Below are 10874 nucleotides of genomic sequence, written 5' to 3' on the forward strand. Positions count from 1 at the left end.
GTCGCGCGTAACACCGTCCGCGTCGTCCACCAGCAGCCGGCCGACGACGCGGACACAGACGACCATGGTCAGGATCTCCACCAGCGTCTGGGTGACCACCGCCACCGCCGCCACGGCGAGTTCGTCCGGTAGGGCGAGGGCCAGCGGCAGCACGACGAGGGAGTTGCGGGCGGTGCCGCTGAACACCACCCCCCGTCCGGCCGGCGCGTCCAGGCCGAACAGTCGGGCCACCACCACCCCCGCGCCGACCATCACCACGGCGAACAGCAGGTAGGACGGCACCAGCCGAGCCACCGCCACCGCCACCGCCGTCGCGGAGCCGGGGCAGCTGCGAGGTGATCACAGCGAGAAGGGTCGCGGCCAGCAGTGGCACCATCGCCACGTCCGTACCGGCCGCCGCGGCCGCGAACCAGCCACGCGGACGGCGAGCCATCCCCGCCTGCACCAGCCACGCCAGCAGCAGCGGGACGGCGATCAACCAGGCGAAGGCCGACAGGAACGGTCCGACCCGCACCACGTCCCCGAGCTCGGGGCCAAAAAGGACCCTCAGATAGCCCGGCAGCAGCACCAGCTGCGTGACCAACAGCAGCGGCGTCACCGCGAGCAGCTGTACCCGCCGTGCACCGCCCAGCCCACCGAACACCACCACCCAGTCCACGCACGGGCACAGCAGCACCAGCAGCACGCCCAGGCGCAGCGCCCGGTCGTCCGGCAGCAGCGGCAGGAGGGCTGCGACCACCACGGGCACCACGACGAAGTTCACCACCAGCACCGCCGCCACGAACCGCCCGTCCCGCCACGACCGCCGCAGTTCCACCGCCGGCACCTGCCGGAACGTGACGAACAGCAGCGCCGCGATCAGCGGATTCACCGCCTGCTCCAGCCCCGACCCGACCCCCGGCGACACCAGCCCCACCAGCACGCCGAGCCCGATCGCGGCCAGGTACACCTCCACCTGCCACCGCTCCAGCGCCGCCCCGACCTCCGCCAACCCTGTCCCCGTCCCCACGCTGTGCCGTGACCACGGGCCGCTCCGCGCGCCCTGGCCTGGCGCCGCCTGGTCGCCACCGCCATCCTGGCCGCGAAGCCTGGTCGCTGACCCCGGTTCTCGTCGGGCCCGTCGACCAGGCTTCGACGCCGGACCGTCGGACGCCGGACCGTCCGAGGCCGGACCGTCCGAGGCCGGACCGTGGACGGGCGGGTCGGTCAGACGGGGCCGCGGCGACGATCACCGGGGGTGCTGGGGTCCTCCGGGGGTGCGGAGCCGGGGCCTTCGCCCTGCGCCCAGACGGTGCGGTCGACCAGGCCATGCGGGCAGTGACCGGAGCCGTCGCGGGGCGAGGGGCGGGCGCCGCGGACTCCGGCGAGCGCCGCGCCGCGGGCGCGGCGGCATTCCCGGCAGGCCGTCACGCTGATCATCGGGACGAGACGGCCGCCGACCCCCATCAGCTGCCCACCCGCCCGGTGCCATCGCAGACCAGGCATCGCACGACCGCGTTGCCGAGGAAACGGCCGTCCTCGTCGACCTCCTGGCGTCCGGACTCGATCTCGCCCTTGCCGTTGCAGGTCGAACAGTCGCCGAACTCGACGGGACGGTCCCCGGTGTCCCCGCCGGCCTTACGCCGGTGCCGGTCGCCGTCGTCGCGGACCACCGGCGGGCTGCCACCGCGCTTCGTGCCGCCGCGACCGGACGACGCCCCGCCGTCGGTGTTCCCGCGCCGGTTCCAGACCATGGCCGCACAGTAGCCGCACCACGACGCAAGCGGATCCCGCCCACGTCGGACCTGTTACCGAAACGCCTGTTCAGAACTGTTTCGGCCCCAGGCCGACGCACCCGCGCAGCTGGCCTCGATCTGAGGTCACCTCGGATGCCCGGCCCACACCCACCGACGCGCCGAGGACGACGGTGAACGGACGGGAAAGCGTCGGCGAAGAAGTAGCGATCGACCACAGCAGGGCGGCGAACTGTCGGACACCCGCCGTAGCCTCAGCAGAAATCGACGATCTGAGTGCCTCTGCCCAGGTTCGCCCTGGACGAGGTTCAGGGCCAGCGAGGTTCAGGGCCAGCGAGGTGCACGGGGGATCGTGGTCGAGGAGGACCGTGGCTGACTGGTGGAGCGCCAGCAACGTCGTCGCCGTGCTCACCGCGATGCTGGGTGTGGGCACGTCGGTCGCGGCGGTCTGGTACGAGCGACGCCCCCGTCGCCGGCAGCTCGGGTACCGGGTACAGATGGCGATCCGGGTCGGTGGGGGCAACCGGGGCGCGCGCGACCAGGCGGTCTTCGGCCAGTTCACGAACCTTCCCGGGATCTCCGACGCCACGCTCGTCCTGCTGCGGATCGAGAACTACGGCGCGCAGAGCATCAGCGAGTCCGACTACACCAACAACGGCCCGCACGGCCTGACCGTGGATTTCACCGACCTCACCGTGCGCGGCATCGTCGTCATCCCCGATCCCGACGAGCTGCATCTGCTCGGCCACTTCGCCGCCCCGGACAGCCTCCGCTACGGCGACAACCTGCTCCAGCTGCCGCGTGTGCCGCTGAACCCCGGCCAGCGCTACAAGCTGCTGATCCTGCTCAGCGGCGCCGGCACCGGCAGCGACCTGCACGTGCGCGGCGGTATCCGCGACGGTGGCATCGTCGAGACCGAGAGCGTCTCGGTGGACGACAAGCCCCAGCGGTTCAACCGGCCGACCCGTCTGATCATGGTGATGCTCACCGCGTGTGTGGTGGCGCTGGCGGCGATCATCCTCATCCCGGGTGACGGCGGGCGCACCCGGGTCGGCTGTGTGAGCGGGCGGCTGACGATCGCCGGGTCCACGGCGTTCGCGCCGACCGCGCGGGCGGCCGCCGACCGTTACCAGCGTGACTGCCCCGGTGCGACGATCGTCGTGGACGCCCGTGGCAGCGAGGCCGGTCTGCGCGAACTGACCGCGGGAAGCGAACCACGCACCGATCTGATCGCCTTCTCCGACGGGCGGGTGCAGACCGGTGCGAGCCCCCGGCTGTGGGGGCAGGCCGCCGCCCTGTCCGTGTTCGCGCTGGTGGTCAACAACCATCTGGCGGTGTCGAACCTGACCTCCGGGCAGATCCGCGCGCTCTACACCGCCGACCCGGCCGGGCGGATCACCGACTGGAGCCGGATCAGCCCTCGCGATCCCGTGCCGGTGGCCGCCCTGAGCCGCACCGGCGATTCGGGCACCCGGCTGGCCTTCGACGCGTTGTTCCTGCGCGGCGACGCGGAGCCGGCCACCAGCTCACCCGGTGGCTGCCTCGGTGATGGTGCGGCCGGCGGGCAGGCGGTGTACTGCCAGTTGGCGAGCAGCGCGGAGATCGCGGGCCGGGTGGCGGCGCTGCCGGGCGCGGTCGGGTACGTCGACCTGCGGGCCGCGCGGAACATACCCAACGTGCACCCGGTGTCGATCGACGGCCACGCGCCGTCCATCCATGACAGTGGGTATCGCTTCACCGAGATCGAGTACGCCTACACCGACGGCAGGCCGGTGCCGGGCAGCCTCGCCGACGCCTTCCTCAGCTATCTGATCACCGGCCCCGGCCACAGCGACCTCACCACCGACGACGACCAGCCCTGCTACACCCCTGACAACCTGCCCCGCTGCCGTGGCTGAGGCAGGCCGGCCGCCTCGTCGTCGCCGGCCGCGGCGGCGAGGGTCGCGCGCAGCCGACAACGTTCGGCGAAGGCGAGAGCCGCCAGGTGGTAGGGGCGGGCCGCCCAGCCGAGGCTGATGTTGTGGCTGGCATCGGCCAGCAGGCAGGTCTCGACCGTCGGCGCCGCGGTGAACAGCCGACCGATCGCGGCAAGCTCCCCCTCGTCACTCGTCCACCACTGTTCGTACTCGGCCATGGTGATCCGCACCGGCACGCGGATGCGGTGCGCCAGCGACGGAAACGACGGCGGCCAGGTGTGGATCTCCGCGCTCTCCCCCTTGGCGGACGGCTCGAGAAAACCGCGCCGTCCCCGCAGCGTGTCGGCGGGATACAGCTCGGACGCCCCCCAGAACACCTCGATCGCCTCGGCCGCGGTCGCCGGCGGTGGGACATCCGGGTGGATGCCGTAGCGCTGCGGCTGGTAGCGCAGGCCGACCCCGGACCCCTCCAGCCCGAGCAGCGCACCGCTGCCGGCCTCGGCGGCCTCGGCGGCCTCGGCGGCGGCGATGTGGATGGCCAGTTTGAAGCCGTTGGAGTGGGCGACCAGGACGAAGCCCGCGCCGACGGTGTGCGTGGCCGCGAAGTCGGCGAGGGCGGCGCGGGCGATGCCGGCCTGGGCGGCGAAGTTCTGGTCGGCCTCGGCCAGGGCGGCGCTGGCCCGGTAGCCGGGACGGTCCAGCGCCAGCACGTTCCAGCCGGCGGCGGCGCCGATCCTCAGCAGGGACAGCTCCGGTGCCGCCCCGCCGTGGAAGTAGCCGGCGTTCATCCCCCCGCCATGCAGCGCGACGATCGTCCCGCGGGGCTGCGCCACCTCGGCCAGCAGCCCCGACACCGAGTAGCGCCCCGCGTCCAGCAGGACGGGTGCGACGGCCGGCTCAGCCTCGGGCACTGGCTGGCAGGGTGATCGTCTTCGGTTCGAGGTAGGAGGCGAGCCCCTCCGGGCCGAGTTCCCGGCCGAGACCGGACTGCTTCACACCGCCGAACGGCGCCGCCGGGTCGAGCGAGATGCCGTTCACCCCGAAGGTTCCGGTGCGGATGCGCCGTCCGACCTCCACACCGCGGTCGAGGTCCTCGGTCCACACCGTGCCGTACAGGCCGAACTCGGTGGAGTTCGCGATGGTCACGGCCTCGTCGACATCCCGGTAGGGCAGGAAGGCGACGACCGGGCCGAAGATCTCCTCCTGGGCGATCCGCATGCCCGGGTCGACGTCGCGGAACACCGTCGGTTCGACGTAGTAGCCGCGCTCTAGGTGGGACGGACGGCCACCGCCGGTGACCAGGGTCGCGCCCTCGTCACGTCCGATGTCGATGTAGTCGAGGACCCGGGCCCGCTGACGGTCGCTGATCAGCGGACCGATGAACGTGGTGGGTTCGGTCGGGTCGCCGACCTTCAGGCCGCTGACCTTCGCGGCGAAGATCTCCACGGCCTCGTCGTAGCGGTCGACGGGTACGACGATCCGCGACTGGGCGACGCAGAACTGCCCGCTCTGGAACAGGCTCATCGTGACCAGACGCGCCATCGCGTTCGCGAGATCCGCGTCGGGCAGCACGATCGCCGCGGACTTGCCGCCGAGCTCGAGGGTGACCCGCTTGAGCTGGCCGCCGGCCAGGGACGCGATGCGGCGGCCCACCGCCGTGCTGCCGGTGAACGCGACCTTGTCGATCCCCGGGTGCGTCACCAGATACTCGCTGGTGCGCGGCCCCGCCGCCAGCACGTTGAGCACCCCGGCGGGCAGCCCCGCGGCCGCCGCGGCCTCGGCGACGAGATAGGCGTTCAGCGGCGTCTCGGGAGAGGCCTTGAGCACGATGGTGCAGCCGGCGGCCAGGGCCGGGGCGACCTTCATCATCGCCAGGAAGAACGGCACGTTCCACGGGACGATCGCGGCGACCGCGCCGACCGGCTCGTGGCGCACGATCGCCGGGGAGTAGCGCCCCGCGCGCGGTGCCTCGTCCTCGAAGGTGCTGGCCAGCTCGGTGTAGTACCGCAGCACGTCCAGCCCGTTGTCGACCTGCGCCGAGCGGACCATCGCGGCCGGGACGCCGTTCTCCGCGGTGATCGTCTGTGCGAGCTCGTCCGCCCGCTTGACCAGCTGCTCGAGCAGCTCGCCCAGCACCTGCGCGCGCTGTGCCGGGCTCAGCCGCGGCCACGGGCCGGTGTCGAACGCCCGTCGCGCGGCGGCCACCGCGGCGTCCACGTCCTCGGTGCTGGCGTCCGGGACCCGACCGATCACATCCTCGGTACTGGGCGAGACGACATCGAGATGATGCTGCGAGCTCGACGCGACCCACTGGCCGTCGACGAAAATGTCACCGCTTGTGTGCACCGCCGCACACCTCCCCAGAATCAAGCCCAAGACCAGCCGAGACAAAAACTAGTCGATGTCGCATCGACGCGTCGATTTCTCCGCCACGCCACCCCCCCATCCCACGGTTGGCCGCCGACGCGGGCCAGCCCGCACGAGACGGTGCAGGGCCCTGCGGGACGGCGCGGGGCCAGCCCACACGGGACGGTGCAGGGCCCTGCGGGGCGGTGCGGGCCGGCCAGGTGATGGTCGGGCGTCAGCTGGCCGGCCCCCGTCCGCCTACAGGGCGCTGGCCAGGCGGCCGGCCAGCAGGCGGGTGAAGCGGGACGGGTCGCGCAGGTCGCCGCCCTCGGCGAGCAGGGCCAGGTCGTAGAGCAGATCGGTGGTCTCGGTGAGCGCGGCGGACTCGGTGTCCTGCTCGTGGGCGCGGCGCAGGCCCACGACCAGCGGATGGGTCGGGTTGAGCTCCAGGATGCGCTTCGCGGCCGGCACCGGCTGGCCCATCGAGCGGTACATCCGCTCGAGCGCGGGTGTCATGTCGAAGGTGTCGCCGACGACGCAGGCGGGCGACGTCGTCAGGCGGGAGGACAGCCGCACCTCCTTGACCTCGTCCCGCAGCCGCTCACCCATCCAGGTCAGCAGCGCGGCGAAATCGGTGCGCTGCTGCTCCCGCTCCGTCTCCGTCTTCTTGCGGTCGTCCTCGGTGTCCAGGTCCACCTGTCCCTTGGCCACCGACTGGAGCACCTTGTCGTCGAAGCGGCCGACCCGCTCGACCCAGACCTCGTCGACCGGGTCGGTCAGGATCAGCACCTCGTAGCCACGGGCCGCGAACGCCTCCATGTGCGGCGAGTTCTCGATGGTCGCCCGCGAGTCACCGGTCATGTAGTAGATCTCGGTCTGGCCCTCCTTCATCCGCTCGACGTAGCCGCGCAGCGTCGTGGTCTGCTCCGGGTCGTGGGTCGAGGCGGCGGAGATGATCTCGAGGATCGCCTCGCTGTCCTCGGCCGCGGCGAGCAGACCCTCCTTGACGGCGGCACCGAACTCCGACCAGAAGGTGCGGTACTTCTCGGCCTCGTTCTCCAGCAGGTTGCGCACCGTCGCCAGCACCTTGCGGACCAGCCGACGGCGCACCTGCTGAATGCGCCGGTCCTGCTGCAGGATCTCCCGGGAGATGTTCAGCGAGAGGTCACGGGCATCGACGACACCCTTGACGAACCGCAGGTAGTTCGGGAGCAGCGCCTCGCAGTCGTCCATGATGAACACCCGCTTGACGTACAGCTGAACGCCGCGGCGGGCGTCCCGGGTGTAGAGGTCTAGCGGCGCGCGGGACGGGATGAACAGCAGCGCCTCGTACTCGAACGTGCCCTCGCCCTTCATCTGGACGACCTCGAGCGGGTCACTCCAGTCGTGGCTCAGGTGCCGGTAGAGCTCGTTGTACTCGGCCTGGTCGACCTCGTCGCGGGGCCGGGCCCACAGCGCCTTGCGCGAGTTCAGCGTCTCGATCTCGATCGTGGTCGCGGCGACCGGCTCACCCGCGACATCCGCATCCGCATCCGCGTCGGCGTCGGCGTCCGGCAGGGGGGCGGGACGCTCGACGGCCATCCGGATCGGCCAGGCGATGAAGTCGGAGTACTTCTTGACGATCTCGCGGATCTTGTGGTCGGCGGTGTAGTCGAACAGCCGGTCCTCGGCGTCCTCGGCCTTCAGGTGCACCGTCACCGCGGTTCCGCGGGGCGCGTCGGGCACGTCCTCGATGGTGTAGGAACCCTCGCCGTCGGACTCCCAGCGGGTACCGGTCCGCTCCCCCGCCCGCTGGGTCACCAGGCTGACCCGGTCGGCCACCATGAACGTCGCGTAGAAGCCGACACCGAACTGGCCGATCAGATCCGCCGAGGCCGTGGTGTCACCCGCCGCCCGCGCCTCGGACAACGAGCGCAGCAGTTCGGCCGTGCCGGAGCGGGCGATCGTCCCGATCAGGTTGACCACATCCTCGCGGGACATGCCGATGCCGTTGTCGCGCACCGTCAGGGTGCGCGCGTCCCGGTCGACCTCGAGGTCGATGTGCAGGTCAGCCGTGTCAACGCGCAGCTCCTGCTCGGTCAGTGACGCCAACCGCAGCTTGTCCAGCGCGTCGGACGCGTTCGAGATCAGCTCCCGTAGGAACACGTCCTTGTCCGAATAGATCGAGTGCACCATGAGGCGCAGCAGTTGGCGCGCCTCCGCCTGGAATTCCAGCGTCTCGACCCGGGTGGTCACGGAGTTCCTCCATACGAATTCAGCCGAACAGGGTCGCGAACATCGGGCGTCCACCACACCGCATCCGCGGCGGAAATCATACCTATCACTGCTGATCCGTCCCCAACCATGCCGCCGGCGTCCGAACGGTCACGCCGAGGTGACCCGGCGATGGCTCCGGAGTGGAAAACGGCTTGCCCCGGCGACGCCGCCGTGGCAGGTTCGAAGGCGCTCCACTCCCGGACGAAACGAGTTGCCGATGCTCCTCTGAGGCGCCGACCCGACGGCCCACCGTGGCCGTCCCGCCTGGTACCGCCTCGGAGGACACGTATGTCCACCCAGCTCACCCTGGATGGCGTCAGCAAGTCGTACGATCATCGCCGCGTGCTGTGGGATGTCAGCTGCTCCCTGCCGCCCGGCGGCCGCACCGGGATCATCGGTGAGAACGGCGCCGGCAAGAGCACCGTGCTGCGGCTGCTCGCCGGTCGTGAACAGCCCGACGAGGGTCGGGTGATCGTCCAGGCCGACGCCGGCGTCGGCTATCTGCCGCAGGAGGCCTCGCTGCCGTCCCACTGGACGGTCGGTGACGCCGTCGATGACGCCCTCGCCGAACTGCGGGCCATCGCGTCCCGGATGCGCCAGCTCGAGGCGATGATGGCCGGACCAGCCGGACCAGCCCGCTCGGATGCGGTGCTGGAGGAGTACGGCACGTTGCTGACCATGTTCGATCTGCGGGGCGGCTATGACGCGACGGCCCGAGTCGAACGGGTGCTGCACGGGGTGGGGCTCGCCGGGCTCGCGCGGGAGCGGGCGCTGGCCACGCTCTCCGGTGGGCAGCAGGCCCGGTTGCGGCTCGCGTGCGTTCTGGTGGCCAGCCGCGAGGTGCTGCTGCTCGACGAGCCGACCAACCACCTCGACGACGACGCGCTGACCTGGCTGGCGACCTACCTGCGCGCCCGCGCGGGCACGACGGCGCTGGTGTCCCACGACCGCGTGTTCCTCGAGGCGGTCGCCGGCGCCCTCGTCGAAGTGGACGCGGCCAGCCACGGCCTGACCCGCTACGGCAACGGCTACGCGGGATATCTGCAGGCCCACACCGCCGCTCGGGCCCGCCAGGCTCAGGCGCACGCGGACTGGCGCGCCGCGGTCGACCGCCAGCGGGAGGCCACCCTGACCACGGCCCGCCGGGTCTCCCCGCATCGCGCCGCGACCGATCGCAACAAGATGTCCTACGGCCTGGCCGGGGACCGCGTGCAGCAGGCGGTCGCGAGCCGGGTCCGCAACGCCGAGGAACGCCTGCGCCGCCTGCTCGACCACCCCGTCGCCGCACCCCCCGAAGCACTGCGCTTCGCCCTGCCGGCCCAGCCATCCCACCCAGCCCAGCCATCCCGCCCCTCCCTGGCCGTCAGCGCCGGTTCCGCCGGCGCCCCGGACTCCACCGGCACCACCAGCCCAACCGGCACCACCAGCCCAACCGGCACCACCAGCCCAACCGGCACCACCGGTCCAGCTGGCAGTACCAGTCCAGCCGGTGGGACGCTGCTTGGCGCGGTGGAGGTGACGGTGGCAGGGCGGCTGCCGGCGGTGTCGCTGGTGGTCGGCGCCGGGGAGCGGCTGCTCGTCGACGGACCGAACGGGGCCGGCAAGACGACCCTGCTGCGGGTACTCGCCGGCGATCTCGTCCCCGACGGCGGCGAGGTCAACCGGCATGCCACAATCGCGCACCTGCCGCAGCAGATCCCGGTCACCCATCCGGAACGCACCCTGCTGGCCGCCTTCGCGCACGGCCGCGCCGCCCTGGCCGACTCCACGCGGCGGGGTTCGCCCCGCACCGGTGGACGGGTCGAAGTCCGGTCCGAGGACGCGCAGGCGCTGTTGGCCTTCGGGTTGTTCACCCGCGAGCAGCTCATGGTGCCGCTGGGACGGGCGTCGGCCGGCCAGCGGCAGCGCCTCGCGCTTGCCCTGGTCCTCGGGGCCGGCGCCGACGTCCTGCTGCTCGACGAACCCACCAACCATCTCTCCCTGGTACTCGTCGAGGAGCTCGAGGCCGCACTCACCGCCTATCCCGGGGCGATCGTGCTGGTCAGCCACGACCGGTGGGTCCGCCGCCGCTGGAACGGCGACCGCCTCACCCTCGCCCACCATCCCGGCGCCGCCCCGCGGACGTGACCATCCCCGCACCCCCGCACCCGCACGATCTTCCCGCGGATCCACCCGCCGGCGGCCGACCCGGCGGTCCGCGGTCAGATGCCGAGGGTTGGACGGCCACATGCCGAGGGTTGTATGGAAAATCGGGCCCTGAATTCTCGAACAACCCTCGGCATGTCATCGTCCTGACCACAATTCGGCCGCGTCGAAGCGCTCACCGCGCCACCACAGCGGCGGGGTAAATACTTATATCTGTACATATCAGACATCCAGCTGGCCGCGATCCGGCATTACCGAGGTTCGGCGAGACATCGAACCACCCGACTTGCGCACCAGGCCTCGACCGGACGCCATCGAGGACGCGGCGGGCACCGCATGCCCGCGCCACGCGGCATGGCCACGCGACACAGACGGGGCCGGTCGCGGAAGGTGGACCCACCCTCGGCCGGGCGGGCCAGGGCGGCGGACGCGCCATCGGCACCGCCGAACGTGACGGATGCGTCGCCGTGCCACCAGC

General features: G+C 71.8%; 8 protein-coding genes. 2 read left to right on the forward strand and 6 right to left on the reverse strand.

All coding sequences use genetic code 11. The annotated features are described in order from the left end of the window. The 3 genes from G6R24_RS13520 to G6R24_RS13530 form a co-directional block, all read right to left on the reverse strand. Nucleotides 1-991: hypothetical protein (locus G6R24_RS13520; RefSeq protein WP_225438489.1), on the reverse strand; the 991-nt coding region annotated here is incomplete at its 3' end. A 215-nt stretch (nucleotides 992-1206) separates the two neighbouring features. Then, nucleotides 1207-1446, reverse strand: a complete 240-nt coding sequence (locus G6R24_RS13525) for a hypothetical protein (protein WP_163549606.1) — start codon at nucleotides 1444-1446, stop codon at nucleotides 1207-1209. Then, nucleotides 1446-1733, reverse strand: a complete 288-nt coding sequence (locus tag G6R24_RS13530) for a hypothetical protein (RefSeq protein WP_163549607.1) — start codon at nucleotides 1731-1733, stop codon at nucleotides 1446-1448. Before G6R24_RS13530 ends, G6R24_RS13525 begins: the two co-directional genes overlap by 1 nt. Before the next feature lie 368 nt (nucleotides 1734-2101). Here G6R24_RS13530 and G6R24_RS13535 point away from each other — a divergent pair, with 368 nt between their 5' ends. After that, the gene (locus G6R24_RS13535; RefSeq protein ID WP_163549608.1) at nucleotides 2102-3631 is read left to right on the forward strand and encodes a PstS family phosphate ABC transporter substrate-binding protein; all 1530 of its coding nucleotides are present in this window, start codon (nucleotides 2102-2104) and stop codon (nucleotides 3629-3631) included. Here the strand turns inward: G6R24_RS13535 and G6R24_RS13540 are convergent. The 3 genes from G6R24_RS13540 to htpG all read right to left on the reverse strand — a co-directional run bounded on the left by G6R24_RS13540 (nucleotide 3595) and on the right by htpG (nucleotide 8230). Next, nucleotides 3595-4560: an alpha/beta fold hydrolase gene (locus tag G6R24_RS13540; protein WP_163549609.1), complete on the reverse strand. Its 966-nt coding sequence runs from the start codon at nucleotides 4558-4560 to the stop codon at nucleotides 3595-3597. The two genes, G6R24_RS13535 and G6R24_RS13540, sit on opposite strands and share 37 nt — an antisense overlap. Further along, nucleotides 4547-5995, reverse strand: a complete 1449-nt coding sequence (locus G6R24_RS13545) for an aldehyde dehydrogenase (protein WP_163549610.1) — start codon at nucleotides 5993-5995, stop codon at nucleotides 4547-4549. The genes G6R24_RS13540 and G6R24_RS13545 overlap by 14 nt, the downstream gene beginning before the upstream one ends. 258 nt (nucleotides 5996-6253) lie before the next feature. Then, nucleotides 6254-8230 (reverse strand): molecular chaperone HtpG, encoded by a 1977-nt coding sequence (gene htpG, locus G6R24_RS13550; RefSeq protein ID WP_163549611.1) that lies wholly within the window; start codon nucleotides 8228-8230, stop codon nucleotides 6254-6256. Nucleotides 8231-8539: 309 nt separating this feature from the next. Between htpG and G6R24_RS13555 the strand changes: the two genes are divergently transcribed. Further along, the gene (locus tag G6R24_RS13555; protein ID WP_163549612.1) at nucleotides 8540-10378 is read left to right on the forward strand and encodes an ABC-F family ATP-binding cassette domain-containing protein; all 1839 of its coding nucleotides are present in this window, start codon (nucleotides 8540-8542) and stop codon (nucleotides 10376-10378) included. Nucleotides 10379-10874: the final 496 nt, after the last annotated feature.

Source organism: Candidatus Frankia nodulisporulans, assembly GCF_902806475.1.
Lineage (GTDB): Bacteria > Actinomycetota > Actinomycetes > Frankiales > Frankiaceae > Frankia > Frankia umida.